The 25,444-nt window shown below is 59.5% G+C and carries 21 protein-coding genes and 1 pseudogene; 7 read left to right on the top strand and 15 right to left on the bottom strand.

Features of this window, described 5'->3' with window-relative positions:
- Positions 1 to 13: 13 nt before the first annotated feature.
- The 7 genes from ssuB to NHU87_RS05370 all read right to left on the bottom strand — a co-directional run bounded on the left by ssuB (position 14) and on the right by NHU87_RS05370 (position 7,015).
- On the bottom strand, positions 14 to 820 hold the full coding sequence (ssuB, locus tag NHU87_RS05400; RefSeq protein WP_253546328.1) for an aliphatic sulfonates ABC transporter ATP-binding protein: 807 nt from the start codon (positions 818 to 820) through the stop codon (positions 14 to 16).
- The gene (gene ssuC / locus NHU87_RS05395) at positions 817 to 1,599 is read right to left on the bottom strand and encodes an aliphatic sulfonate ABC transporter permease SsuC (RefSeq protein WP_253546326.1); all 783 of its coding nucleotides are present in this window, start codon (positions 1,597 to 1,599) and stop codon (positions 817 to 819) included. The genes ssuB and ssuC overlap by 4 nt, the downstream gene beginning before the upstream one ends.
- A gap of 9 nt (positions 1,600 to 1,608) precedes the next feature.
- Positions 1,609 to 2,757 (bottom strand): FMNH2-dependent alkanesulfonate monooxygenase, encoded by a 1,149-nt coding sequence (ssuD, locus tag NHU87_RS05390; RefSeq protein ID WP_253546324.1) that lies wholly within the window; start codon positions 2,755 to 2,757, stop codon positions 1,609 to 1,611.
- A gap of 25 nt (positions 2,758 to 2,782) precedes the next feature.
- The gene (locus tag NHU87_RS05385) at positions 2,783 to 3,748 is read right to left on the bottom strand and encodes a sulfonate ABC transporter substrate-binding protein (RefSeq protein ID WP_253546322.1); all 966 of its coding nucleotides are present in this window, start codon (positions 3,746 to 3,748) and stop codon (positions 2,783 to 2,785) included.
- A gap of 102 nt (positions 3,749 to 3,850) precedes the next feature.
- Entirely contained in the window at positions 3,851 to 4,444 is a 594-nt protein-coding gene (ssuE, locus tag NHU87_RS05380) for an NADPH-dependent FMN reductase (RefSeq protein WP_253546320.1), read from the bottom strand.
- Positions 4,445 to 4,740: 296 nt separating this feature from the next.
- Entirely contained in the window at positions 4,741 to 5,379 is a 639-nt protein-coding gene (locus tag NHU87_RS05375) for a peroxiredoxin (protein ID WP_253546318.1), read from the bottom strand.
- 292 nt (positions 5,380 to 5,671) lie between these two features.
- Positions 5,672 to 7,015 carry an OprD family porin gene (locus tag NHU87_RS05370; RefSeq protein ID WP_253546316.1) on the bottom strand — a complete coding sequence of 448 codons (1,344 nt, stop codon included), beginning with the start codon at positions 7,013 to 7,015 and terminating at the stop codon, positions 5,672 to 5,674.
- 369 nt (positions 7,016 to 7,384) lie between these two features.
- Between NHU87_RS05370 and tauA the strand changes: the two are divergent.
- Positions 7,385 to 8,395, top strand: a pseudogene (gene tauA, locus NHU87_RS05365) (taurine ABC transporter substrate-binding protein); the annotation flags it as partial.
- Positions 8,396 to 8,493: 98 nt separating this feature from the next.
- Here tauA and argA read toward each other — a convergent pair.
- Positions 8,494 to 9,792, bottom strand: coding sequence for an amino-acid N-acetyltransferase (argA, locus tag NHU87_RS05360; RefSeq protein ID WP_008026003.1), 1,299 nt, complete (start codon positions 9,790 to 9,792; stop codon positions 8,494 to 8,496).
- 230 nt (positions 9,793 to 10,022) lie between these two features.
- Positions 10,023 to 11,186, bottom strand: a complete 1,164-nt coding sequence (gene argE, locus NHU87_RS05355; protein WP_253546313.1) for an acetylornithine deacetylase — start codon at positions 11,184 to 11,186, stop codon at positions 10,023 to 10,025.
- Positions 11,187 to 11,363: 177 nt separating this feature from the next.
- Here argE and NHU87_RS05350 point away from each other — a divergent pair, with 177 nt between their 5' ends.
- A complete protein-coding gene (locus tag NHU87_RS05350) occupies positions 11,364 to 12,731 on the top strand; it encodes a CYTH domain-containing protein (RefSeq protein WP_253546311.1) in 1,368 nt (455 codons plus the stop codon).
- A 122-nt stretch (positions 12,732 to 12,853) separates the two neighbouring features.
- On the opposite strand, the gene NHU87_RS05345 is transcribed toward NHU87_RS05350, so the two are convergent.
- Entirely contained in the window at positions 12,854 to 13,327 is a 474-nt protein-coding gene (locus tag NHU87_RS05345; protein ID WP_008012567.1) for an Lrp/AsnC family transcriptional regulator, read from the bottom strand.
- A 126-nt stretch (positions 13,328 to 13,453) separates the two neighbouring features.
- On the opposite strand from NHU87_RS05345, the gene NHU87_RS05340 reads away from it, so the two are divergent.
- The 5 genes from NHU87_RS05340 to NHU87_RS05320 all read left to right on the top strand — a co-directional run bounded on the left by NHU87_RS05340 (position 13,454) and on the right by NHU87_RS05320 (position 17,684).
- Positions 13,454 to 13,792 (top strand): hypothetical protein, encoded by a 339-nt coding sequence (locus tag NHU87_RS05340; protein ID WP_253546310.1) that lies wholly within the window; start codon positions 13,454 to 13,456, stop codon positions 13,790 to 13,792.
- A 101-nt stretch (positions 13,793 to 13,893) separates the two neighbouring features.
- Positions 13,894 to 15,678 (top strand): GspE/PulE family protein, encoded by a 1,785-nt coding sequence (locus NHU87_RS05335; protein WP_253546308.1) that lies wholly within the window; start codon positions 13,894 to 13,896, stop codon positions 15,676 to 15,678.
- 253 nt (positions 15,679 to 15,931) lie between these two features.
- Positions 15,932 to 16,846, top strand: a complete 915-nt coding sequence (locus NHU87_RS05330; RefSeq protein ID WP_123720291.1) for an SPFH domain-containing protein — start codon at positions 15,932 to 15,934, stop codon at positions 16,844 to 16,846.
- 11 nt (positions 16,847 to 16,857) lie between these two features.
- A complete protein-coding gene (locus NHU87_RS05325) occupies positions 16,858 to 17,295 on the top strand; it encodes an NfeD family protein (protein ID WP_253546306.1) in 438 nt (145 codons plus the stop codon).
- A gap of 68 nt (positions 17,296 to 17,363) precedes the next feature.
- Positions 17,364 to 17,684, top strand: a complete 321-nt coding sequence (locus NHU87_RS05320; protein ID WP_253546304.1) for a DUF2388 domain-containing protein — start codon at positions 17,364 to 17,366, stop codon at positions 17,682 to 17,684.
- A 190-nt stretch (positions 17,685 to 17,874) separates the two neighbouring features.
- Here the strand turns inward: NHU87_RS05320 and gcvP are convergent, their stop codons facing one another.
- The 5 genes from gcvP to NHU87_RS05295 form a co-directional block, all read right to left on the bottom strand.
- Positions 17,875 to 20,748 carry an aminomethyl-transferring glycine dehydrogenase gene (gcvP, locus tag NHU87_RS05315; RefSeq protein WP_253546302.1) on the bottom strand — a complete coding sequence of 958 codons (2,874 nt, stop codon included), beginning with the start codon at positions 20,746 to 20,748 and terminating at the stop codon, positions 17,875 to 17,877.
- Positions 20,749 to 20,945: 197 nt separating this feature from the next.
- Positions 20,946 to 21,329: a glycine cleavage system protein GcvH gene (gene gcvH / locus NHU87_RS05310; protein WP_038980852.1), complete on the bottom strand. Its 384-nt coding sequence runs from the start codon at positions 21,327 to 21,329 to the stop codon at positions 20,946 to 20,948.
- Between the two features lie 50 nt (positions 21,330 to 21,379).
- Positions 21,380 to 22,462 (bottom strand): glycine cleavage system aminomethyltransferase GcvT, encoded by a 1,083-nt coding sequence (gcvT, locus tag NHU87_RS05305; protein ID WP_253546300.1) that lies wholly within the window; start codon positions 22,460 to 22,462, stop codon positions 21,380 to 21,382.
- Between the two features lie 157 nt (positions 22,463 to 22,619).
- Positions 22,620 to 24,236 carry an ABC transporter permease gene (locus tag NHU87_RS05300; RefSeq protein WP_253546298.1) on the bottom strand — a complete coding sequence of 539 codons (1,617 nt, stop codon included), beginning with the start codon at positions 24,234 to 24,236 and terminating at the stop codon, positions 22,620 to 22,622.
- Positions 24,237 to 24,378: 142 nt separating this feature from the next.
- Positions 24,379 to 25,383: an extracellular solute-binding protein gene (locus NHU87_RS05295; protein ID WP_253546296.1), complete on the bottom strand. Its 1,005-nt coding sequence runs from the start codon at positions 25,381 to 25,383 to the stop codon at positions 24,379 to 24,381.
- Positions 25,384 to 25,444: the final 61 nt, after the last annotated feature.

The raw sequence follows: 25,444 nt of genomic DNA, 5'->3' as shown, positions 1-25,444 counted from the left end.
ATGAATCTTCAAGTTATTGCGCCCAACGCAACTGCGCAGGCAGTGGTGAAACAGGTTCCGGTTCCGGCGGTTGGCCAGGCAGGGACAGCACGCGTTTGAGTACTTCGGTTTCCAGCGCAGCCAGCCGATGGGAGCCACGGACTCGAGGGTGTGGCAGTTCCACCGTCAGATCGAGGCCGACCTCGCCCTCTTCAATCAGGATCACCCGATCGGCAATCGCCACCGCTTCGCTGACATCATGGGTCACCAGCAACACGGTGAAGCCATGCTGTTGCCAGAGCCGTTCGATCAGTTGCTGCATTTCGATTCGGGTCAGGGCATCCAATGCGCCCAGCGGCTCGTCGAGCAACAACAAACGCGGTTGATGGATCAACGCGCGAGCCAGGGCCACACGCTGTTTTTGCCCGCCGGACAAGGCTGCCGGCCATTCGTTGGCGCGATCCGCCAGGCCGACCGCTTCCAGCGCCTGCAATGCTTGCGGCCGCCAGTTGCCTTTAAGCCCGAGACCGACGTTGTCGATGATCTTTTTCCATGGCAGCAGACGGGCTTCCTGGAACATCAGTCGGGTGTCTTCCCGGGCGTCACTCAGTGGCGCTGCGCCTGCAAGCAGCTCACCACTGGTGGGTTTGTCGAGACCAGCGAGCAAACGCAGCAAGGTACTTTTACCGCAGCCGCTGCGCCCGACCACCGCCACAAACTGCCCGGCCGGAATGTGCAGGTCGATCTCGCGCAACACTTGCCGTGAACCGAAGGTTTTTTGCAGCTTGCGCACCACCAGCGGAATTCCGCGCAGCAGGCGTGGAGGTTGTTGAGCCGTCATGCGGCACCTCCCTTGGCAACCTGATAGGCCGGGTGCCAGCGCAGCCACACGCGTTCAAGCCCTCGCGCCGCAAGATCGGCCAACTTGCCAAGCACCGCGTACAAAAGAATCGCCAGCACCACCACGTCGGTCTGCAAAAACTCCCGGGCATTCATCGCCAGATAGCCGATGCCGGAGCTGGCGGAGATGGTTTCGGCGACGATCAACGTCAGCCACATAAAGCCCAACGCGAAACGCACGCCGACCAGAATCGATGGCAACGCACCCGGCAGGATCACCTGACGAAACAGGCTGAAACCGGACAAGCCATAACTGCGCGCCATCTCCACCAACGCCGGATCGACGTTGCGGATGCCGTGATACGTGTTGAGGTAGATCGGGAACAAGGTGCCCAACGCCACCAGAAAAATCTTCGCCGACTCATCGATGCCGAACCACAGGATCACCAACGGAATCAATGCCAGATGCGGTACGTTGCGGATCATCTGCACCGAACTGTCGAGCAGGCGTTCGCCCCATTTCGACAAGCCGGTGATGAAGCCCAAGGTCAGACCGATGCCGCCGCCAATGGCGAAACCGAGCGCCGCCCGCCAACCGCTGATGGCCAGGTGAGTCCAGATTTCACCGCTGCTGACCAGGCTCACACCGGCCTCGATCACCGCGATCGGCGCCGGCAGAATTCGCGTCGACAACCAGCCCGCCGACACCGACAACTGCCATACCGCCAACAACAAGAGCGGCAACGCCCAAGGCGCGAGGTTGTGGATGATTTTCTTCATGGCGGCGCCTCAGCTCTGGGACGCGGCTTTGGGAAGAATGTCGTTGGCCACCATCTCGCCGAACGGGCTGACGTAGCCGGTACTTTTCGGCAGCTCCGGACGCTCGATATCGAGGTGAGGGAACAGCAATTCCGCCACCCGGTAGGATTCTTCCAGGTGTGGATAACCGGAGAAGATGAACGTATCGATGCCCAGGTCCGCGTATTCCTTCACCCGAGCGGCCACAGTCGGACCGTCGCCGACCAGCGCCGTACCCGCACCGCCGCGCACCAGACCGACACCGGCCCAGAGATTGGGGCTGACTTCCAGATGGTCGCGGCTGCCGCCATGCAAGGCGGCCATGCGTTGCTGGCCGACCGAATCGAAACGCGCCAGAGACGCCTGGGCACGGGCGATGGTTTCATCGTCCAGATGCGAGATCAGTCGATCCGCCGCTTGCCATGCCTCGGCATTGGTTTCACGAACGATCACATGCAGTCGAATACCGAAGCGCACAGTGCGGCCGAGCTTTGCGGCTTTGGCGCGTACCTGCTCGATTTTTTCTGCCACGGCGGCCGGTGGCTCGCCCCAGGTCAGGACCATTTCGACCTGTTCTGCCGCGAGGTCTTGCGCCGCTTCCGAAGAGCCACCGAAATACAGCGGCGGACGCGGTTGCTGGATCGGCGGATAGAGCAATTTGGCGCCCTTCACGCTGATGTGCTGACCGTCGTAATCGACTGTTTCACCTTCCAGCACCCGGCGCCAGATTCGGGTGAATTCCACCGAGGCCTGATAGCGCTCTTCGTGGCTGAGGAACAAACCGTCGCCGGCCAGTTCTTCCGGATCGCCACCGGTGACCAGGTTGAACAGCGCACGACCGCCAGACAAGCGATCCAGTGTCGCGGCCTGACGTGCCGCCACCGTCGGGGAAATGATCCCGGGGCGCAGGGCGACCAGAAATTTCAAACGCTGGGTCACCGGGATCAGCGATGCAGCCACCAGCCACGAGTCTTCGCAGGAGCGACCGGTGGGAATCAGCACCCCGCCGAAGCCCAGACGATCCGCGGCTTGCGCGACTTGTTGCAGGTAACCGTGGTCGACGGCGCGTGCGCCCTCGGCGGTGCCAAGGTAATGGCCATCGCCGTGAGTAGGCAGGAACCAGAAGATATTAAGGCTCATGGAGTCATCTCCTCAGGGAATCGAATTACGGCGCTTTGGCCACGGTTGCCGGTGGCGTCCAGATCACGTTTTTGATGCTCAAGGGTTTGGGAATCAGCTTGAGCTGGTAGAAGCTGTCGGCGATTTTTTGCTGGGCAGCGACGACTTCCGGCGTGAGGAACAGCGCGCCGTAGCCTTGGCGTTTCACCGAGGTCAGGGTGATGTCCGCTGGCAAGCCGAGCAGCGGCGAAACTTGCTTGGTCACGTCCTCGGGATTGGCCTTGGACCATTCGCCGACCGCGCGCACCTCGTCCACCAGAGCCTTGATCACTTCAGGATTTTTCTGCGCGTAAGGTTTGGTCGCCAGGTAGAACTGGTGATTGTCGACGAGGCCTTTGCCATCGCGCAGAGTGCGCGCTTGCAGTTGCTGTTCGGCGGCGGCCTGGTACGGATCCCAGATCACCCAGGCATCGACACTGCCACGTTCGAACGCGGCGCGGGCATCGGCTGGCGGCAGGAACACGGTCTGGATATCGGTGTATTTGAGGCCGACGTCTTCAAGCGCACGCACCAGCAGGTAGTGCACGTTGGAGCCTTTGTTGAGCACGACTTTTTTGCCCTTGAGGTCCTGCACCGATTTGATCGGCGACTCTTTCGGCACCAAAATCGCTTCGCTGTGAGGCGCGGGTGGTTCATAGGCGACGTAGAGCAGATCGGCTCCGGCCGCTTGGGCGAACACGGGTGGCGTTTCACCGGTGACGCCAAAGTCGATGGAGCCGACGTTCAGGCCTTCGAGCAGTTGCGGGCCACCGGGGAACTCAGTCCATTGCACGTCCACGCCTTGGGCGGCGAGGCGTTTTTCCAGCGTGCCTTTGGCTTTGAGCAGCACCAGGGTGCCGTATTTCTGATAGCCGATCCGAAGTGTCTCGGCGTGGACTTGAGTAATGGCGCCGAAGGACACAGCCGCAGCAAACAGAGCGACCAGACCACGACGCAAAATGACAGGGCGCATGGCGCTCTCCTTTTTGCAGTTGGGTTTTGGCTGCACCTGCTTGGCCGTTAGCGGCTGAGTAAGGTGGAGTACATCAAATTCAGGTGTGGCTTGAGTGCTGGCTTAAATACTCCAGCGAGCACTCAACAAACGTTCATTCAACAGGTTCGGATCGAGCGGCCTGGGCCGACGAGCCATGGCGCTGAAAAACTGCTCCAGCGCTTCAAACAATCGTTGCGCAAGCTCCGGCGCCAACTGCGCCTGGGCGCTGCCTTCGCCGTAAGCGATCTGGCTGTCCACGGCGAAAATCCCCTGCAGCATTTCCTGGGCTTTCAACGCCGACAGCACCGGTTTGAGCGCGTAATCCACCGCCAGCATGTGGGCGATGCTGCCGCCGGTGGCCATCGGCAAAACTACCTTGTGGCTCAGGGCGCGTTCGGGCAGCAGATCGAGCAGGGTTTTCAGCGCACCGGAGAACGATGCTTTGTAAACCGGCGTGGCGATCAGCAAGCCATCGGCGTTTTCAATCTGTTGCAACAGGTCGATCACCTTCGGGCTGTCGAAGCGGGCATGCAGCAGATCTTCGGCCGGGAAGTCCCGGACCTGGTAACTCACCACTTCCACACCTTGCTCTTGCAACCAGCGTCGCGAGCGCTCCAGCAAAATCCCGGAACGGGAGCGTAGGCTGGGACTGCCACCGAGTGAGACGACCAGCATTCAGACAATTCCTTGAGCGGTGTAGGCGATTCGCGGCTTGCGATCTCGCTTGGATGGAAATGACCTTAACAGGTGATTTATATATCCATAAATCATATTTATTCATTTGGTTATTCTTTATAAGAATATAAAGAATGTCTTTTTTCAGGCGAAAAAAAAGGCCGTCGAAACGGCCTGAAATCCCCTGCTTTGGTAGACCTGTAGGAGCGAGGCTTGCCCGCGAAGGGGTCATAACGTCTGACATCGATGGCGGCCATGACGACGCCTTCGCGGGCAAGCCTCGCTCCTACAGAAAATCAACGATTCGGTTGCGGCGTCAGACGTAGGTACGGTTTTACCGCTCGATACCCCCTGGGAAAACGCTGCCTGATTTCATCCTCATCCTTGAGCGATGGCACGATCACCACTTCATCACCGTCCTGCCAGTTGGCCGGGGTAGCCACTTTGTAGTTGTCGGTAAGCTGCAGCGAATCGATCACCCGCAAAATTTCATTGAAGTTACGACCGGTACTCGCCGGGTAAGTAATCGTCAGCCGAATCTTCTTGTTCGGATCGATCACAAACAGCGAACGTACGGTCAGGGTGTCGTTGGCATTCGGGTGGATCAGGTCATACAGGTCGGACACTTTACGGTCCGCGTCGGCGAGGATCGGGAAGTTGACGATGGCGTTCTGGGTTTCGTTGATGTCCTCGATCCACTTGTGATGCGAGTCCACCGGGTCCACGGACAGAGCAATGGCTTTGACGCCACGCTGGGCGAATTCATCCTTGAGCCTGGCGGTGAAGCCCAGCTCAGTGGTGCACACCGGCGTGAAATCCGCTGGATGGGAAAACAACACACCCCAGCTATCGCCCAGCCATTCGTGGAAACGGAGAGTGCCGGTGCTGGAATCCTGTTCGAAATCGGGGGCGATATCGCCGAGTCTGAGGCTCATGGTGCTGCTCCTGATGAGTGCTTGTTGAGCTCGACTGTGCCCGTGTTTTTTAGAGATGAAAAAGAATAAATATCGATTTGTTTAGATCATAAGTGAATATTAAACATTTGTTCACTGGACCTGAATGCACATGAAGACGAACATCGCCGAGAAGGTTCGAGAAGGCCTGAGTTGCTGCAAAGAGGGGATTTTCAAGGCGGGATTACGGGGGTGACCCCGCTTTGAAAACGCAAAAGCCCCGCCCGGCGAGATGCCGGGCGGGGCTTTTTTTACGTCGGTTAAGCGAGCGCTGTTACAACAGCGGGATCGAGTAGCTGACGATCAGGCGGTTTTCATCCTGGGAGCGAACACCCGGGATGTTGGTACGCCATGTAGCGTTTTTCCACATGATGCCAACATTTTTCAGCGGGCCTTCTGGCACGACGTAACCTACGGTCAGATCGCGCTCCCACTCGGAGCTGTTATTGCCTGCTGCCGCGGAAGAAGTTCTGTTGGTGTCGATATTGTCGCCACGCAGGTAAACCATACCAGCGGTCAAACCAGGCACGCCGACTTTGGCGAAGTCGTACGAGTAGCGAGCTTGCCAGGTACGTTCGCCGGCACGGGCGAACTTGGCGATCTGACTGTCGGTAGTCAGGTAAGCCGACGAGCCGTCGCCCTGGTTCAGCCAAGGGAAGTCGCTGCTGCCGTTGCTGACCTGATAACCGCCCCCGAAGGTGTGACCGGCAACGGTGTACAGGAACAGGCCGCTGTACAGGTTGTTGTCGACCTTGCCTTTGCCAGTGGAGGTGCTGCTGTAGTTGCCGGAACTGTAGTACAGCGGGTCGTTCCCGTTAGCGCCGTCATCAGAGCTGTTGAAGTAGCGCAAGTCCGACTTCAACACGCCCGGTCCGATAGACCAGTTGTGCACCAGCCCCAGGAAGTGTTGCTTATAGAAGTCTTCCAGATTGCCGTAGTAGTACTGCGCAGTCAGGTCTTTGGTGAGTTTGTAGTCACCACCGGCATAGATGAACTTGTTGCTGTCGCGGCCGTTGGCGGTACGAGCGTTGGCACCGCTGATGCTCAGTTGTTCGTTGTTGCTGGAGTTACGCCCTTTTACGGCTTCGATCTGACCGCCGACCAGAGTCAGGTCCTTGATCTCGCCGGAAGTGATCTGACCACCCTGAAAGGTTTGCGGCAACAGACGACCGTCGTTGGTCACGATTACCGGCAGTTTTGGCTGCAGAGTGCCCAATTTCAGTTCGGTCTGGGAGATCTTGGCTTTGGCAGTCAGGCCCAGGCTGGAGAAGTTATCAACCGCTTCGCCATTGGATTCGCTTGGGAAAACAGTGCCGCCATAAGAGTTGTTGGAAGCGCCGTTCGTGCCGCCGCCGGAATCCAGACGTACGCCCAACAGGCCGATCGCATCGAGACCAAAGCCAACAGTGCCTTGAGTGTAGCCGGAGATGAAGCGCAGATCGAAGCCCTGGCCCCATTCTTCGTTCTTGTTCGCACCGGAACCATCACGGTTATCGGTGTTGATGTAGAAGTTACGCAACCCCAATGTAGCCTTGCTGTCTTCAATGAAACCGGCGGCGCCTGCCTGCTGCGCCAAAACCCCTACGGCCACAGCCAGGGCCAAGGTGGACTTCTTCATTGTTTCGCTCCTCTCGTTCTAATTTTTGTGTTCTTTGGTCTCGGGTCTAACGCCCCAGATCCACAGATGCGCGATTAGCGCCAGACCGTGACTAACAAGTCAATCGTAACCATGTGTGTCTACGACCAAGGTCTAACCGCAGTGATTTGGTCCCTGCAGGGTAATGATTTCCTCATAAACCCAAAAAGAATTATTTCATTCTTTTTAATGCCATTTAGGAATATAGCTTTTCGCCAGTGATCCGAACCGGGACACAACCTATCGGCTCATAAGCTAATTCCTAAATGGTATTTGTTGGCTTTTTTTTAGATCGATTAGCTTTTGCGTATCCCCCATACGTCAATCACTATCGAAAAGGCGACGCCCATGATGGTCAAACGCGCACTATCTAGTCAATTTGTTACAGTTTGTGTGTCGCTGATGTTTTCTTTTTCCGCCCAGGCGGCGACTCTCACGGTCGGTTATCAAACCGGTATCGACCCCAGCAAAGTCCCTCAGGCCGATGGTGTTTACGAGAAAACCATTGGCCAGAAAATCGATTGGCGCCGTTTCAACAGTGGCCCGGAGGTGGTCACTGCCATTGCGTCCGGCGATGTGCAGATTGGCAACCTCGGCTCAAGCCCGCTGGCGGCAGCTGCTTCGCGCAATCTGCCGATTGTCGCGTTCATTGTTTCGGCTCAGATCAACGCTGCCGAAGCACTTGTGGTGCGCGATGGCAGCGGCATTGATAAACCGGAAGATCTGATCGGCAAGACCATCGCCACGCCCTTCGTTTCAACCTCCCACTACAGCCTGCTTGGCGCGCTGAAGCACTGGGGCCTGGACGCCTCGAAAGTCAAAGTAGTGAACCTGCAACCGGCCCAAATCGCCGCCGCCTGGAAGCGGGGCGACATTGATGGCGCCTTCGTCTGGTCGCCGGCGCTGGGGGAAATCCGCAAGACCGGCAAGACCTTGACCGACGCGGCGCAGGTCGGCCAATGGGGCGCGCCGACCTTCGAGGTGTGGGTCGCTCGCAAGGATTACGCCGAAAAGCATCCTGAAGTCGTGGCCCGATTTGCCAAGGTCACCCTGGATTCATTCGCCGACTATGCCGCCCATAAAGGCAGCTGGACCGCCGATTCAGTGCCGGTGCAGAAAATCGCCAAATTGACCGGTGCCAATGCCGCCGATGTGCCGGAACTGCTGGCCGGCTCCGCATTCCCGGATGCCAAGGCGCAGCAGACCACGGCGCTGCTCGATGGCGGCACAGCCAAGGCGATTGGCGAGACGGCGAAGTTCTTGAAAGAGCAAGGAAAGGTCGAGACGGTGCTGCCGGATTATTCGCCGTACGTCAGCGCGAAATACATCACTGAATACACCCCGCCCCCTGTAGGAGCGAGGCTTGCCCGCGAAGGCGGCCTGACATTCAACACTTGTGTCGGCAGGTATGGCCTCTTCGCGGGCAAGCCTCGCTCCTACAGGGTTTGGGTAGCCGGAGGTCAGAGGGTTTTTTCGAAGATCTTCGAATTACGCTGGTAGTTGTAAAGCGATGCCCGCGCCGACGGTAGGCGTTCGACGCTGCTCGGCACGAAGCCGCGTTCGCGGAACCAGTGGGCCGTCCGGGTCGTCAGCACAAACAAGGTTTTCAGCCCCTGCGCACGGGCGCGGGTTTCGATGCGCTCCAGCAGTTCATCGCCGCGACCGCCATGGCGGTACTCCGGGTTCACCGCCAGACACGCCAACTCCCCCGCATCCGAGTCGGCGATCTGATACAGCGCCGCGCAGGCGATGATCATGCCTTCGCGTTCGACCACGCTGAATTGTTCGATCTCACGTTCCAGCACCTCGCGGGAACGCCGTACCAGAATGCCTTGCTCTTCCAGCGGGCTGATCAAGTCCAGCAAACCGCCGACGTCCTCGATGGCCGCCTCGCGCACAACTTCGAATTGCTCCTGGGCCACCAGCGTACCGCCACCGTCACGGGTGAACAGTTCGGTCAGCAGCGCGCCATCTTCGGCGTAGCTGACGATATGACTGCGCGCCACCCCGCCGCGGCAAGCTTCAGCCGCTGCGTCGAGCAGCTCAGCCTGATAGTTGCTGCCCAGACGCTGTAAATGCGCCGGTACTTGTTGCGGGCGCAGTTCGCGGACCAAACGGCCATTTTCGTCGATCAGACCGAGATCCGCGCCAAACAACAGCAGCTTGTCCGCGCCCAGGTCGATGGCCGCGCGGGTAGCGACATCTTCGCAAGCGAGGTTGAAGATCTCACCGGTCGGCGAGTAACCCAATGGCGACAGCAGCACGATGGAGCGTTCGTCCAGCAGACGATTGATGCCCTTGCGATCGACCCGGCGCACTTCGCCGGTGTGGTGATAGTCGACACCTTCAAGTACGCCGATCGGCCGTGCAGTGACCAGATTGCCGCTGGCCACCCGCAGGCGTGAACCCTGCATCGGCGACGAGGCCATGTCCATGGACAGCCGCGCTTCGATGGCGATGCGCAGTTGACCGACCGCATCGATCACGCACTCAAGTGTCGCCGCATCGGTGATGCGCATGCCATGGTGGTAATGCGGGGTCAGGCCGCGAGCAGCGAGGCGCGTTTCAATTTGTGGACGCGAACCGTGAACCAGCACCAGTCGCACACCCAGGCTGTGCAGCAGCACCAGATCGTGGACGATATTGCCGAAGTTCGGGTGCTCCACGCCGTCGCCGGGCAGCATGACGACGAAGGTGCAATCGCGGTGGGCGTTGATGTAAGGCGAAGCGTGACGAAGCCAATTGACGTATTCGGGCATGAACCTGGGCCTGTAATAAATAGCAGCCGAAAAAAGGGTAAAGCAGTAAACGCACAGCGGGCTGATGGTTATCGTCGGAACAGGCTTGGCGACACGCGCGCTCTCCTCATGAATACGGGTTGGGACATCGGCAATTTACATGCGCTCCCTGTAGGAGCTGCCGAAGGCTGCGATCTTTTGATCCTTGAATGTTAAAAACAAGATCAAAAGAGCGCAGCCTTCGGCAGCTCCTACGGCATCGCTGTTTTGGCCGGCGTCAGGCAGTAATGTTCAATCAATTGTCGCAATAGATGCACGGTAGGCTGCAAACGTGACATTTCGAGGTATTCCCCCGGTTGGTGGGCGCAGGCGATGTCGCCCGGTCCCAATACCAACGTTTCACAACCAAGACGCTGAAGATAAGGCGCTTCCGTGCCGAACGCCACTGCTTCGGCGCGATGGCCGGTGAGCTTTTCAGCGACCCTCACCAATTCCGAGTCCTCGGCCTGCTCGAACGGCGGCACTTCGGGGAACAGCGGCGCGTAATCGATCTTCACCTTATGCCGTTCGGCAATCGGGTTGAGCTTCTGCAGAATCGCCGCGCGCAGGGCTTTGGGGTCCATGCCCGGCAACGGACGCAAGTCGAACTCCAGCGAGCATTGACCGCAGATGCGGTTGGGATTGTCGCCTCCATGGATGCAGCCGAAGTTCAAGGTCGGCTGCGGCACACTGAACTGCGGGTTACGGAATTCACGCTGCCACGCCAGGCGCAAGCCGCGCAATTCGCCCATGGCGTCATGCATGGCTTCGAGGGCGCTGTGGCCCAGGCGCGGGTCCGAGGAATGGCCGCTCTGACCGAGGATGTCGATGCGTTCCATCATGATGCCTTTGTGCATCCGGACTGGCTTCAGCCCGGTCGGCTCGCCGATCACCGCCGCGCGACCTAATGGCCGCCCGGCTTCGGCCAGGGCGCGAGCGCCAGACATCGAGCTTTCTTCATCGCAGGTGGCGAGGATCAGCAAGGGTTGCTTGAACGGTTGGTCGAGCAAGGGTTTGACGGCTTCGATGGCCAGGGCGAAAAAGCCCTTCATGTCGCAACTGCCCAAGCCTACCCAGCGACCGTCCACTTCCGTCAGTTTCAACGGGTCGGTCTGCCACAACGCCTCGTCGAACGGCACCGTATCGCTGTGACCGGCCAGCACCAGGCCGCCGGGGCCGGAACCAAAACTGGCCAGCAGATTGAATTTGCCGGGGCTGACCTGCTGGATATCGCAGGCAAAACCCAGTTCCCCGAGCCATGTCGCCAACAAGTCGATGACCGGCCGATTGGTTTGATCCAGGCTGGGTTGGGTACAGCTGACGGACGGCGCGGCGATCAGCGCAGCGAACTGATCTTTCATGGACGGCAAAGGCATCGCTGACTCCCAACTCCCGAATTGAAGTCCATCATAGAACCATCCGGCGACAGGAATAAACCGCCACGGCCCTCACCCAGTGTCAACAGACCCTACACCCCTTGAGTCCTGTACACTGCACGACCTTGGCAGCCACACATTCCCCCGGCTGCGCTCCCGATCCTGGATTTTCCGGCCATGCAGAAAGAAACCGAAATCAAACTCCGCGTCAGCCGCGAGACCCTCGCCGCCCTGCGCGAGCACCCGTTACTGAAAAAACGCAACAAAAGTGGCTGGGAACGCCGTGAGTTGATGAACCAGTACTTCGACACGCCTGAGCGCGACCTGGCCCGCGCCAAGGTTGCCCTGCGCCTGCGCCGCGATGGCGAAGAAGTGATTCAGACCCTCAAGACCCGTGGCCAGAGCGTCGCCGGTCTGTCCGAGCGGAATGAATACAACTGGCCTCTGCCCAAAGCCAAACTCGATGTGAAGAAGCTCGACGGCGAATGCTGGCCCGAAGCGCTGGCTGAACTGGACAAGAAAACCCTGAAAGCCATCTTTACCACTGATTTCGTGCGCGAACGCGCGGAAATCGCCTGGGGCCGCGGCAAGACCAAAGTGGTCATCGAAGCCGCGCTGGACCTGGGCCACGTCATCGTCGGCAAGCAGAAAGAAGAAATCTGCGAGCTGGAACTGGAACTGCGCGAAGGCGAACCGGCTGCTCTGCTGGAACTGGCCGCCGAACTGGCCGAAACCCTGGCCCTGATGCCATGCGACATCAGCAAAGCCGAGCGTGGCTATCGTCTATACGACGCCCATAGCTATTCGTTGAGGCTGCAGACCCCACAGATCAGCGCCGAAACGCCGCTGGATGACGCGTTCGCCACGCTGAGCTGGCACTTGCTGAGCAGCAGCCAGCGGCTGGCCGAGCAATATCGCTTCAATGGTCACTGGCGTCTGTTGCAAGACTGGGTCGAGAGCCTGATGGAAATGCGCGCGCTGATCAGCAGCCTCGGTCAGGCCGCACCGCGTCAGTCGACTCACGATCTGCGGGTCTCTCTGGATGCCCTGCTGGAAGACTGGCGCCCGCTGGTACAAGCCGGCCTGGACGACGAAGACGTGCGCAAAGCCGCGCCGGAGCAATTCCTCGAAGAATTGGAAGACGTGCGCTGGGGTCTGTTCTCACTGAACACCTCGCGCTGGTTGCTGGCCCGCACCTGGGCCGCCGATCGCAACACCCGCGGCAATCGCCAGGGCGCCGCGCAACTGGGCAGCTGGCTGCCGCGCATGCTGGGCGAAGAAGCCAATTCGCTGCAATTGCAGCGTTACCAGCAACAGCCGGAAGACTTGGCCGAGCAGCTGCCGCGTATCGAGCGCATCCAGGTCTGGCTGCACCATGCCCGCGGCGTACTGGAGATCCCGGAAATGGATCGCCTGTACGGTGAGCTGAACAAACTGACGCAACTGGCCAACGAGCCGATCACCGATGAATCGCTGGATGCGCGTAAGCATCAAGCGATTGCGGTGTATCAGAATCGCGCCTGGAAGATGCTCCTGCGTATGTAAGACCGCCATCGCGGGCAAGCCTCGCTCCTACAGGATTTGGTCGACCGCCCAATTGGATTCGACCCAAATCCTGTAGGAGCGAGGCTTGCCCGCGAAGAGGCCCGCAAAAACACTGAAAATCTCTACCCCCGCAACACCGGCAAACTCGTCGTGGATTTGATTTCCGACAACGCCACGATCGAATTGACCTCCTGAATCCCCGGCACCATCGACAGCTTCTCGAAGAAGAAACGCTCATAAGCCTCGATGTCCGCCGTGACGATCCGCAGCAAGAAATCCACCGACCCCATCAGCACATAACACTCCAGCACTTCGGGAAAACCGCGAATCGCCTCGGTGAACTCAGTGAAGTTCGAACGTCCGTGGGCATTGAGTTTGATCTCGGCGAATATCTGCGTGTTAAGGCCGATTTTCTTCCGGTCCAGCAACGTCACCTGACCGCGAATGATCCCCTCTTCCTTCATCCGCTGTATCCGCCGCCAGCACGGCGACTGCGAGAGCCCTACCTGTTCGGCGATCTGCGCACTGGAGAGCGAAGCGTCCTCTTGCAGCAACGCGAGAATCTTGCGGTCGTAGCCATCCAGCTCGCTGTGCATAGAAAAACCTGTAGTGGGTACTGAATCGAATTGATCGATTCGATAAATGATCAATAAGCCCAATCATAGATAAGAAATGCCCGGCACCGAATGTAAAAATTCCTCCAGTGATTTTGGAGACCGACCATGCCGCATTTAGAAGCCGTGAACACCCCGCTCGCCCGTGCCGATGTCTGGAACGTCAGCAACGCCCACTGCCGCGTCCACTATCAATTACTGGCTGAGGCCGAGCCGGATCTGCTGTGCCGCGCGCTCAATCTGTTCGCGCTGCAGTTTCTGACGCCGCAGCAGGTGAACGTGCAGCGCATGGACGATCTGCTGTCGGTCGACATCGTCATGGACGGCCTCAGTTGGCACCGTGCTCAAGTGATCGCGGAAAAATTACGTAACCTGATCAGCGTCTGCTCGGTGAACCTGCAAGCGGCCGATTCTGCGTGGGAAGAGCCGGCTCAGGCCGCTGGTTAAATGAACCTTGAAAAAACCCGACACGACTTGGTCCGGTAGTGGCCCAACGGTCTACGGGTGCGCGACTATCCTTTGCGAACGGTTGTTCATAAGGAGCCCGCATGTCCGTTCAACTCGCCACTCAGGACCGCTGGCTGGACCTCAATGATTTGCTACGTGAACTGGTCGCCCAAGGCTTTATCAGCCAGGATTCGGCCGAACACGCACTCAACGCCCGCCGCCGTCACGCCATTAATGGTCAGCAGCACCCGCTGGAATTCATCGCCAGCCAACACCTGGACGACCTCAGCCGCCCCGGCAAACACCTCGATCTGGAAAGCCTGACGCTGTGGCTGTCCCAACAGGCCGGTCAGCCTTACTTGCGCATCGACCCGCTGAAAATCAACGTCGCGGCCATCACGCCGCTAATGTCTTATGCCTTCGCCCAACGCCACAAGATTCTGGCGGTGTCCATCGACCGTGACGCCGTCACAGTGGCCAGCGCCCAGCCCTTCGTCAGCAGTTGGGAAGCCGACCTGACCCACGTGTTGAAGCTGCCAATCAAGCGCGTGGTGGCCAACCCGGTGGACATCCAGCGCTTCAGCGTGGAGTTTTTCCGCCTGGCCAAGTCGGTCACCGGCGCCACCAACGCTGATCAGCAAATAAGCACCCTGGGCAACTTCGAACAGTTGCTCAACCTCGGCGCCAGCGACCAGGAGCCGGACGCCAACGATGCGCACATCGTCAACATCGTCGATTGGCTGTTCCAGTACGCGTTCCAGCAACGGGCCAGCGATATCCACATCGAACCCCGACGCGAGCAAGGCACGGTGCGTTTTCGCATCGACGGCGTGCTGCACAACGTCTATCAATTCCCGCCGCAGGTGACCATGGCCATCGTCAGCCGCCTGAAAAGCCTGGGGCGAATGAACGTCGCGGAAAAGCGCAAACCCCAGGACGGCCGGGTCAAAACCAAAACCCCGGATGGTGGCGAAGTCGAGTTGCGGCTGTCGACATTACCGACGGCGTTCGGCGAGAAGATGGTCATGCGGATCTTCGACCCGGAAGTGCTGCTCAAGGACTTCGATCAGCTGGGGTTTTCCGCCGATGACCTGCGTCGCTGGCAGGACATGACTCGCCAACCCAATGGCATCATTCTGGTGACCGGGCCGACCGGTTCGGGCAAGACCACCACGCTGTACACCACCCTGAAGAAACTGGCGACGCCGGAGGTCAACCTCTGCACCATCGAAGACCCGATCGAAATGGTCGAACCGGCGTTCAATCAGATGCAGGTCCAGCACAACATCGACCTGACCTTCGCCGCCGGCGTGCGTGCGCTGATGCGGCAAGACCCGGACATCATCATGATCGGCGAGATCCGCGACCTCGAAACCGCCGAGATGGCGATTCAGGCGGCACTCACTGGCCACTTGGTGTTATCGACGTTACACACCAACGACGCCCCGAGCGCGATCAGCCGCCTGCTGGAACTCGGCGTGCCGCATTACCTGATCAAGGCCACGGTGCTCGGGGTCATGGCTCAGCGTCTGGTCCGAACGCTATGCCCGCATTGCAAGGCACCGCTGACCTTGGGCGAGGACGACTGGCAGACCCTGACCCGGCCTTGGCAAGCGCCAATGCCAGGCAACGCACAACGCGCCATCGGTTGCCTGGAATGCCGCGAAACCGGCTATCGCGGCCGCGCCGGAGTCTACGAAATCATGCAACTGACTGACGGCATTAAAGCGCTGATCAACCCCGATACCGATTTGCTGGCGGTCCGGCGACAGGCCTTCAAGGAAGGCATGCGCAGTTTGCGCTTGTCGGGGGCACAGAAAGTGGCGGCGGGTTTGACCACGATCGAAGAGGTGTTGCGAGTGACGCCGCAGAGTGAGCAGAAGTAGACAGCAATATCTAGTGCCACGACTTGTTGTAGCAGCTGGCGAAGCCTGCGTTCGGCTGCGAAGCAGTCGTCAATCCGGCTGACGCGGTCTACCTGACGTACCGCAGTTTCCGTTTTTACGACTGCTGCGCAGCCGAACGCAGGCTTCGCCAGCTGCTACAGATTGCGCTCGGATACAATCCATCCAAGTCGCATGCAAGCCTTTTGCCCTACACTCTGGCCATCGCAACTCCACCAGATGGACAGGGACCGTTATGGGTATTGCACTGATTCTTTTCGTCGCGCTGGCTGTGGCCATTCTTTTCATGGGTTTCAAGGTGGTGCCTCAGGGTTTTGAATGGACGGTCGAACGTTTCGGCCGTTACACCAACACTCTCAAACCTGGCTTGAACATCATCATTCCGGTGATGGACCGCATCGGTCGCAAGATCAACGTGATGGAAAGCGTGCTGGACATCCCGCCTCAGGAAGTCATCACCGCCGACAACGCCACCGTGCAAATCGACGCCGTATGCTTCTTCCAGGTGGTCAACACCGCCCAGGCCGCCTATGAGGTGAACAACCTCGAACACGCCATCCGCAATCTGCTGCAAACCAATATCCGTACCGTGCTCGGCTCCATGGAGCTGGACGCGATGCTCAGCCAGCGCGACAACATCAACGAAAAACTGCTGCGCACCGTTGATGAAGCCACGGCGCCGTGGGGCATCAAGATCACCCGGATCGAGATCAAGGACATCAGCCCTCCCGCCGACCTGATGGCCGCCATGTCCGGCCAGATGAAAGCCGAGCGGATCAAACGCGCACAGATTCTCGAAGCCGAAGGCCTGCGCGCCTCGGCAATCCTCACCGCCGAAGGCAAGAAGCAGGCACAGATTCTGGAAGCCGAGGGTAGCCGTCAGGCGGCGTTCCTCGAAGCCGAGGCCCGGGAGCGTCAGGCCCAGGCCGAAGCCCAAGCCACCAAAGTGGTGTCCGAAGCCATCGCCGGCGGTAACGTGCAGGCGGTCAATTACTTCGTGGCACAGAAGTACATCGATGCCTTGGGCAAACTGGCCTCGGCCAACAACAGCAAAGTGATCCTGATGCCGCTCGAAGCCAGTTCGATGATCGGCGCAGTCGGCGGCATTGGCGAAATCGTCAAAGCCACGTTCGACGGCAAGAAAGGCTGAGGTCGGTGCCCATGGAGCTGTTTTCGTTCTGGAGCTGGTTGGCCCTGGGCACGCTGCTGCTGATCCTCGAGGTGTTCGGGGCCGGCGGTTATCTGCTGTGGATCGGCATGGCAGCCGCCGCCGTCGGCGTGCTGACTTTCGTGATACCGGGCTTGCCCTGGGAATTGCAAATGCTGCTGTTTGCGGTCTTTTCAATCCTCACCGCACTGTACTGGTGGAGACGTCAGCGCAACGCGGTGCGGGCCAGCGATCAGCCGAACCTGAACCTGAGAGGGCAGGAGCTGATCGGCAAGGTGTTCGTGGTCAGCGAAGCAATTGTCGACGGCCGCGGCAAGATCAAGGTCGCCGATGGTGTGTGGATGGCCCGAGGACCTGACAGCGCATCCGGCAGCCGTGTTCGGGTGGTCGGGCAGCAAGGGGCGATTTTACTGGTGGAGCGAGCCGACTAACGTCACGGAACTCGATTGGGTTATCGGTAATCAAAGGCCGTAGTTAAAACCCAGTGGAGTCACCTTTTATGCGTCTCAAACTTGCTGTCGCTACTCTCGCCGTGTTGTCCCTTCCAGTCGGTTCGGCGATGGCTGATGACAGCTTTTGGCGTAACGTCCTTACTTCCGGTGCCACCACCGGTACGTCCTACCTGACCTCCAAGGATCACAAATTGGTCGTCGCCGCCCAGGACGATGCCAGCAGCTTTGTCGCCAGTGAAGGCACAATCCGAGGCCCTTACCTGGAAGCCGCCATGCAGAAAGTCCGCGCCGACAACCCAGGTCTGCAAGCCACGGACATGGAATTGGCGAACGCAATCCTGGCGAAGAATGCCGTCGCCTCGAAATAAGGTTCGTTGCTGAACAAAAAATGCCGCTCTCATGAGCGGCATTTTTTTGCCTGACACAAAACCTTGTTGATGATCGCTCCCACACTCCGTGTGGTAGCGCCGCCATGGACGCTCTGCGTCCGCTCTTGGGACGCGGAGCGTCCCGGGATGCATTCCCACGCAGAGCGTGGGAACGATCAGCGCTACCCTGTCACCGGTATTCGTCCACCGGCACACACGCGCAAAACAGATTGCGGTCACCATAGACATTGTCTACCCGGTTCACCACCGGCCAATACTTGTGGGCCTTGGTGTGAGCATCCGGCGTCACTGCCTGCTCGATGCTGTAGGGGCGCTCCCAAACCCCGGTGATGTCGGCCAAGGTATGCGGGGAGCGTTTCAGCGGGTTGTCCTCCGCCGGCCAGTTGCCGTTCTGCACCTCGGTGATTTCCGCGCGGATACTCAGCATCGCGCCGATAAAACGGTCCAGCTCCGCTTTCGACTCACTCTCGGTCGGTTCGACCATCAACGTCCCCGGCACCGGGAATGACATGGTCGGCGCATGGAAACCGTAGTCTATCAGGCGCTTGGCAACGTCCTCTTCACTGATCCCGGTCTGCGCCTTGAGGGGTCGCAAGTCGAGAATGCATTCGTGGGCCACTCGCTCGTTGCGCCCGGTGTAGAGCACCGGAAACGCACCAGCCAAATGCTGCGCCAGGTAATTTGCGGCCAGGATCGCCACCTCGCTCGCATCCGCCAGTTGCGGCCCCATCATGGCGATGTACATCCAGCTGATGGGCAGAATGCTCGCACTGCCCCAAGGGGCCGCGCTCACCGCGCCGTTCTCCGGCAGCGGGCCATCGATTGGCACTACCGGGTGATTGGCGACGAACGGTGCCAGATGCGCCCGAACGCCAATCGGGCCCATCCCCGGTCCGCCACCGCCGTGGGGAATGCAGAAGGTTTTGTGCAGGTTCATGTGCGACACGTCGGCACCGATGTCTGCCGGCCGTGCCAATCCAACCTGCGCATTGAGGTTGGCGCCATCCATGTACACCTGACCGCCGTGGCTGTGGATAACTTCACAGATCTCGCTGATACCTTCCTCGTAGACCCCATGAGTCGAAGGATAGGTCGCCATCAGGCAGGCGAGTTTGTCCCCCGCCTCCGTGGCCTTTTCCTTCAGATCATTCAGATCGACATTACCCCCCTCGTCGCACTCGACGATCACCACCCGCATCCCGGCCATTTGCGCCGAAGCCGGGTTGGTGCCGTGGGCCGAAGACGGAATCAGGCAGATATCCCGCGCGCCCTGATGGCGGCTCTCGTGATATTTGCGAATCGCCAGCAACCCCGCGTACTCGCCCTGAGCGCCCGAGTTGGGTTGCATGCAGATCGCATCGAAACCGGTGATCGCGCAGAGCCAGCGTTCCAGCTCCTCGATCATCAAGGAATAACCCACCACCTGCTCTTTCGGCACGAATGGGTGCACATTGGCGAACTGCGGCCAGGTGATGGGAATCATCTCGCTGGTGGCATTGAGCTTCATGGTGCAGGAGCCCAGCGGAATCATCGATTGATTGAGCGCCAGGTCCTTGTTTTCCAGCTGCTTGAGGTAACGCAGCATTTCGGTTTCGCTGTGATGGGCATTGAACACCGGATGACGAAGATAAGGCGTACTGCGCTGCAACCCGGCAGGAATGCCGGACTCCAGAGCTTCAGCATCCAGTTCGTCGACGTTGAGCCCATGATCGGCACCGAGAAACACATCGAACAGCTTCGCCACGGTGGTTTCGTCACAAGTTTCGTCGAGGCTCAGGCCGAGTTGTCCACGGCCGAGAATGCGCAAATTGATCTGCGCCGCTTGGGCACTTTCGATGATTGCGGTCTGAGTGCCCCCGACCTCCAGGGTCAGGGTGTCGAAGAAATGCTGGTTGAGACGAGTGATTCCGTGACGTTCCAGGCCGGCAGCGAGGATGCAGGTCAGCCGATGGACGCGCTGGGCAATCCGTTTGAGTCCTTCCGGACCGTGGTAGACCGCGTAGAAACTGGCGATATTCGCCAGCAGCACCTGGGCGGTGCAGATGTTCGAGTTGGCCTTTTCTCGGCGGATATGTTGCTCGCGGGTTTGCAGGGCCATGCGCAGGGCGACGTTGCCGCGAGCATCTTTCGATACACCGATGATCCGCCCGGGAATCGCCCGTTTGTATTCGTCGCGACTGGCAAAAAACGCCGCGTGCGGGCCACCGTAACCCATGGGCACGCCGAATCGCTGGGACGAACCGAACACCACATCGGCGCCCAACTCCCCCGGCGGAGTCAGCAACAGCAGGCTTAGCAGATCGGTCGCCACACAGGCCAGGGCTTGTTGAGCATGCAGATGGTCGATCAATGGACGCAGATCGCGCACTTCACCGTGGGTGTCGGGATATTGCAGCAGCGCGCCGAACACCTGGTGCTGTTTCAAGTTATCCACAGCGTCGACGATCAGCTCGAAACCGAACCCTTCGGCCCGGGTCCGCACCACGGAAATGGTCTGCGAGTGGCAATTCTCATCGACGAAAAACAGGTTACTTCTGGATTTGGCCACGCGCTTGGCCAGTGCCATGGCTTCAGCTGCCGCCGTGGCTTCATCCAGCAGCGAGGCGTTGGCCAGTTCCAGGCCGGTCAGGTCGATGGTCAGCTGCTGGAAATTCAGCAACGCTTCGAGCCGGCCTTGGGCGATCTCTGGTTGATAGGGCGTATAGGCGGTGTACCAACCTGGATTTTCCAGCACGTTGCGTAAAATGACGGCCGGCGTGAGGGTGCCGTGGTATCCCATGCCGATCAGGCTGGTCCAGACCTGGTTCTGCTCGGCGTAGCCCCGCAACTTGGCCAGTGCGGCTTCCTCGTCGAGGGCCGGCGGCAAGTCCAGTGGCCGGTTGAGGCGGATTCCCGGCGGCACCGTCTGCTCGATCAACTCGACCCGGCTGCCGAGGCCAAGGCTGTCGAGCATCGCCTGCTGCTCGGCGGCATCGGGGCCCAGATGGCGGCGCAGGAAGGTATTGGGGTCGCGTAACTGGCTCAAGGACGGCAACTGGGACATGACGGGCTCTCTCTTGACTGGCGCTCGGCGTCGATGCAATGCGGTCAAACCAGCATAGCAGTCGATGTCGCAGTGCCTTGAAGAAGGAGTCGTATGTAAACGATGTAGGAGCTGCCGAAGGCTGCGATCCTTTGATCTTGATTCTAAAAAACAAGATCAAAAGATCGCAGCCTTCGGCAGCTCCTACGGGGCGAGCATTACTCGCCGATAGCAGCCTTATAGGCTACCGGGTCGAGCAGGTTGTTCAGTTCAGAGGTATCGCTTGGCTCGAGCTTGAAGAACCAGCTGTCATAAGGCGCGCTGTTGACCAGTTCCGGGTTGTTGGCCAATTCTTCGTTAACAGCAATGACTGTGCCGGAGACTGGCGAGTAGATATCCGATGCAGCCTTGACCGACTCGACTACACCGGCAGCCTCACCGGCCGCGAACACTTTGCCGATTTCCGGCAGCTCGACGAACACTACATCACCCAAGGCTTCCTGAGCATGGTCTGAAATACCCACTTTCACGCCGCCATCATGGTCTAGACGGGCCCATTCGTGACTTTCGGCAAAACGCAGGTCGACAGGGATTTCGCTCATGTTCTGTGTCCTCAAGAAAAATGTCAGCGGTCATTGCCCGCCAGAATAAGTTAGATCAAGGTTTTGCCGTGGCGTACGAAGGTCGGTTTGACCACTCGAACCGGGTACCACTTGCCACGGATTTCCACTTCAGCGCGGTCGGCGGTGGCCACCGGCACACGCGCCAGTGCTATCGACTTGCTAAGCGTAGGAGAGAAACTACCACTGGTGATCTCCCCTTCGCCAACATCGGCGATGCGAACCACCTGATGCGCCCGTAAAACCCCACGTTCTTCAAGGACCAGGCCCACCAGTTTGTGCTGCACGCCGTTGGCCTTTTCCGCTTCCAGGGCAGTGCGGCCGATGAACTGACGCGTGGCCGGTTCCCAGGCGATGCTCCAGGCCATGTTGGAGGCCAATGGCGAAACTTCTTGATGAATGTCCTGCCCGTAGAGGTTCATGCCGGCTTCGACCCGCAAGGTGTCGCGGGCGCCGAGGCCGATCGGGGAAATGCCCGCGCCCACCAGATCGTTGAAGAAGCCCGGTGCCTGATCGGCCGGCAGCACGATTTCCAGACCATCCTCGCCGGTGTAACCGGTGCGCGCGATGAACCAGTCGCCGTCAGTCTGACCTTCGAAATATTTGAGTTGCTGAATCAGCGTGCCGCGGGACTGAGTCACCAGTTCGGCAATCTTGTGCCGGGCGTGAGGCCCTTGAATGGCCAGCATCGCCAGTTCGGAGCGCTCGTTGAGCCGCACATCGAAGTCGCCGAGATGAGCCTGCATCCAGGCCAGGTCCTGATTGCGGGTGGAGGCGTTGACCACCAGGCGATAACCGTCCTCGATACGGTAGACGATCATGTCGTCGACGATGCCGCCATGCTCGTTGAGCATGGCGCTGTACAAGGCACGGCCGGGGCTGTGCAGACGAGCGACGTCATTGGCCAGTAAATATTGAAGCCAGGCCTTGGCCTGGGGGCCGTCAACATCGATCACGGTCATGTGGGATACATCGAAAACCCCGCAATCGCGGCGCACCTGATGGTGTTCCTCGACTTGCGAGCCGTAATGCAGAGGCATATCCCAACCGCCAAAATCGACCATCTTCGCGCCGAGGGCGAGATGAAGGTCATACAGAGGCGTACGCTGTCCCATGGGTTTCTCCTTCCGGGCGTGGCGAAGGTGCGGGCAGGCGCTGCACGGGGTGAAATGCCTTGAAATAAAAGGCTTTCAGCCGATTTCAGCGACTCGGTCTGAAAGACGGACCGCACCGAATGCCGCGCATTGTAGCCGCAAGGTGTAGGACTGACACCTACGTGTTTCGATGCGCCGAACGTCGGATCAATCCGATGACCGGTAACAGCCCGACCAACACCAGGGTCAGTGCCGGCAACGAGGCCCTCGCCCACTCGCCCTCGCTGGTCATTTCAAAGATCCGCACCGCCAGCGTGTCCCAGCCGAATGGGCGCATCAGCAGGGTCGCGGGCATTTCCTTGAGCACATCGACGAACACCAGCAACCCAGCGCTCAACGTGCCCGGCAGCAGTAGCGGCAGATACACTTTGAAAAACAGTCGTGGCCCACTGACGCCAAGGCTACGTGCCGCTTCGGGCAAAGAGGGCCGTATTCGCGCCAGGCTGCTTTCAAGCGGTCCGTAAGCCACGGCGATGAATCGCACCAGATAGGCCAGCAACAACGCCGACAGACTGCCCAGTAGTAACGGTTTGCCCGCGCCACCAAGCCAGCCTGACAGCGGGATCACCAGTTCGCGATCCAGATAACTGAACGCCAGCATGATCGACACCGCCAGCACTGAGCCCGGCAAGGCGTAGCCGAGGTTGGCCAGGCTGATGCCGGAACGGATCGCCCGGGTCGGTGCCAATCGACGGGCAAAGGCCAGCACCAGCGCAACGCTGACGGTGATCAATGCCGCCATACCACCCAGGTACAGGGTATGGACGATCAATCCGGCATAACGCTCATCCAGATCGAAGCGCCCGCGTTGCCAGAACCACACCATCAGTTGCAGCACGGGAATGACGAAGGCGCAGGCGAATACCAGACCACACCAACTCATCGCCGCGAGCGCCTTGACCCCGCGCAGGTGATACAGCGCCTTGACCCGCGGTCGTTCGTTGCTCGCCCGGTTGGCCCCGCGGGCACGGCGCTCGCCATACAGCACGACCATCACCACCAACAGCAACAGGCTGGCCAGTTGCGCTGCGGTGGAGAGACTGAAGAAGCCGTACCAGGTTTTGTAGATGGCGGTGGTGAATGTATCGAAGTTGAACACCGACACCGCACCGAAATCCGCCAGGGTTTCCATCAGCGCCAACGCCACTCCCGCACCGATGGCCGGACGTGCCATAGGCAACGCCACCCGCCAGAACGCTTGCCACGGGGATTGCCCAAGGACTCGCGCCGCTTCCATCAAGCCTTTGCCCTGAGCCAGAAATGCGCTGCGCGCCAACAGGTAAACATACGGGTAGAAAACCAGCACCAGCACCAGAATCACACCGCCGGTGGAGCGCACTCGCGGCAGCCGCAAACCACTGCCAAACCATTCACGCAGCAAGGTTTGCACGGGGCCGGCAAAATCCAGCAGGCCGACGAAGACGAAGGCCAGCACGTAAGCAGGAATCGCAAAGGGCAGCATCAGCGCCCAGTCCAGCCAGCGTCGCCCGGGAAATTCGCAGAGGCTGGTGAGCCAGGCCAGGCTGACACCCAGTAGCGTTACGCCGAAACCGACGCCGAGTACCAGCGTGAGGGTATTGCCCAGCAGTCGCGGCATCTGGGTATCCCACAGGTGGGACCAGATCTGCTGATCGATGGTTTGCCAGGAAAGAAGCAAGACGCTCAGGGGCAGCAGGACCAGCGCAGCAATGGCGAAGACCAGGGGATACCAGCGGCGTTGGGCAGGGTGGGCCAAGGAAAAGCTCTCTGGGAGTAAATCCGCAAGTGTATGCAAATAGCAAAAAGATCGCAGCCTTCGGCAGCTCCTACGTTGGGATGGTGTTCACCCTGTAGGAGCTGCCGAAGGCTGCGATCTTTTGATCTTTAAAACAGCAGACTCAGTTCCAGCCAGCCCGATCCATCATCCGGATCGCTTCGGCCTGCCGCTTGCCAGCGATTTCCACCGGCAAGGTATCAGCCACAAACTTGCCCCAGCTCGCGACTTCAGCTGAAGGCTGAACGGCAGGGTTGGCCGGGAATTCCTGGTTCACGTCAGCGAAAATCTTCTGCGCTTCAGGCGTGGTCATCCACTCCACCAGCGCCTTGGCGGCTTCCGGGTGCGGTGCATGCTTGGTCAGGCCGATGCCCGACAGGTTGACATGCACACCACGGTCGCCCTGATTCGGCCAGAACAGCTTCACCGGCAGGTCTGGCTTCTGTTTGTGCAGGCGGCCGTAGTAGTAAGTGTTGACGATACCGACGTCGCACTGGCCAGCGTTGATCGCCTCCAGCACGGCAATGTCATCGGAGAACACATCGGTGGACAGGTTGTTGACCCATCCCTTGAGGATTTTCTCGGTTTTCTCGGCGCCATGGACTTCGATCATGGTGGCGGTCAGCGACTGGTTGTAGACCTTCTTCGCCGTGCGCAGGCACAGGCGACCTTCCCACTGCTTGTCGGCCAGCGCCTCGTAGGTGGTCAACTCACCCGGTTTCACCCGGTCGGTGGCGTAGGCGATGGTCCGCGCCCGCAGGCTCAGGCCGGTCCAGGCATGGGAGGAAGCGCGATATTGCAGCGGGATGTTGGCGTCGATCACCTTGGAAGTGAACGGCTGGAGGATGCCCATCTGCTCGGCCTGCCAGAGGTTGCCGGCATCGACGGTCAGCAGCAGGTCGGCGGTGGCATTTTCGCCCTCGGCCTTGATCCGCTGCATCAGTGGCGCTTCCTTGTCGGTGATGAACTTCACCTGCACGCCGGTTTTCTGGGTGTAGGCATCGAAGACCGGTTTGATCAGCTCATCGATACGCGAGGAGTAAACCACCACCTCGTCGGCGGCCTGGGCGGCTGTACTGCCAATCAGGGTCAGGGCCAGTGCAGTCAGTAGACGCTTGGGTGCCAACATGGAAGCGGTCTCTCGAATGGGGAAGTAAGGGAAAATGATAAGGACTCCCATTTCGCTTCTC

Source organism: Pseudomonas mandelii, assembly GCF_024138395.1.
Classification (GTDB): Bacteria; Pseudomonadota; Gammaproteobacteria; order Pseudomonadales; family Pseudomonadaceae; genus Aquipseudomonas; species Aquipseudomonas mandelii_E.
Note: the sequence above shows the minus strand (reverse complement) of the source record. Positions and strands in the feature narration are given on the sequence as shown.

Coding starts and splice junctions, on each gene's coding strand:
- gcvP (WP_253546302.1), bottom strand. CDS start 20,748: ATGTCCCAGTTGCCGTCCTTGAGCCAGTTACGCGACCCCAATACCTTC.
- argA (WP_008026003.1), bottom strand. CDS start 9,792: ATGCCCGAATACGTCAATTGGCTTCGTCACGCTTCGCCTTACATCAAC.
- NHU87_RS05335 (WP_253546308.1), top strand. CDS start 13,894: ATGTCCGTTCAACTCGCCACTCAGGACCGCTGGCTGGACCTCAATGAT.
- NHU87_RS05350 (WP_253546311.1), top strand. CDS start 11,364: ATGCAGAAAGAAACCGAAATCAAACTCCGCGTCAGCCGCGAGACCCTC.
- NHU87_RS05345 (WP_008012567.1), bottom strand. CDS start 13,327: ATGCACAGCGAGCTGGATGGCTACGACCGCAAGATTCTCGCGTTGCTG.
- NHU87_RS05325 (WP_253546306.1), top strand. CDS start 16,858: ATGGAGCTGTTTTCGTTCTGGAGCTGGTTGGCCCTGGGCACGCTGCTG.
- ssuE (WP_253546320.1), bottom strand. CDS start 4,444: ATGCTGGTCGTCTCACTCGGTGGCAGTCCCAGCCTACGCTCCCGTTCC.
- ssuB (WP_253546328.1), bottom strand. CDS start 820: ATGACGGCTCAACAACCTCCACGCCTGCTGCGCGGAATTCCGCTGGTG.
- argE (WP_253546313.1), bottom strand. CDS start 11,186: ATGCCTTTGCCGTCCATGAAAGATCAGTTCGCTGCGCTGATCGCCGCG.
- gcvT (WP_253546300.1), bottom strand. CDS start 22,462: ATGGGACAGCGTACGCCTCTGTATGACCTTCATCTCGCCCTCGGCGCG.
- NHU87_RS05320 (WP_253546304.1), top strand. CDS start 17,364: ATGCGTCTCAAACTTGCTGTCGCTACTCTCGCCGTGTTGTCCCTTCCA.
- NHU87_RS05385 (WP_253546322.1), bottom strand. CDS start 3,748: ATGCGCCCTGTCATTTTGCGTCGTGGTCTGGTCGCTCTGTTTGCTGCG.
- ssuD (WP_253546324.1), bottom strand. CDS start 2,757: ATGAGCCTTAATATCTTCTGGTTCCTGCCTACTCACGGCGATGGCCAT.
- ssuC (WP_253546326.1), bottom strand. CDS start 1,599: ATGAAGAAAATCATCCACAACCTCGCGCCTTGGGCGTTGCCGCTCTTG.
- NHU87_RS05375 (WP_253546318.1), bottom strand. CDS start 5,379: ATGAGCCTCAGACTCGGCGATATCGCCCCCGATTTCGAACAGGATTCC.
- NHU87_RS05295 (WP_253546296.1), bottom strand. CDS start 25,383: ATGTTGGCACCCAAGCGTCTACTGACTGCACTGGCCCTGACCCTGATT.
- NHU87_RS05340 (WP_253546310.1), top strand. CDS start 13,454: ATGCCGCATTTAGAAGCCGTGAACACCCCGCTCGCCCGTGCCGATGTC.
- NHU87_RS05370 (WP_253546316.1), bottom strand. CDS start 7,015: ATGAAGAAGTCCACCTTGGCCCTGGCTGTGGCCGTAGGGGTTTTGGCG.
- gcvH (WP_038980852.1), bottom strand. CDS start 21,329: ATGAGCGAAATCCCTGTCGACCTGCGTTTTGCCGAAAGTCACGAATGG.
- NHU87_RS05330 (WP_123720291.1), top strand. CDS start 15,932: ATGGGTATTGCACTGATTCTTTTCGTCGCGCTGGCTGTGGCCATTCTT.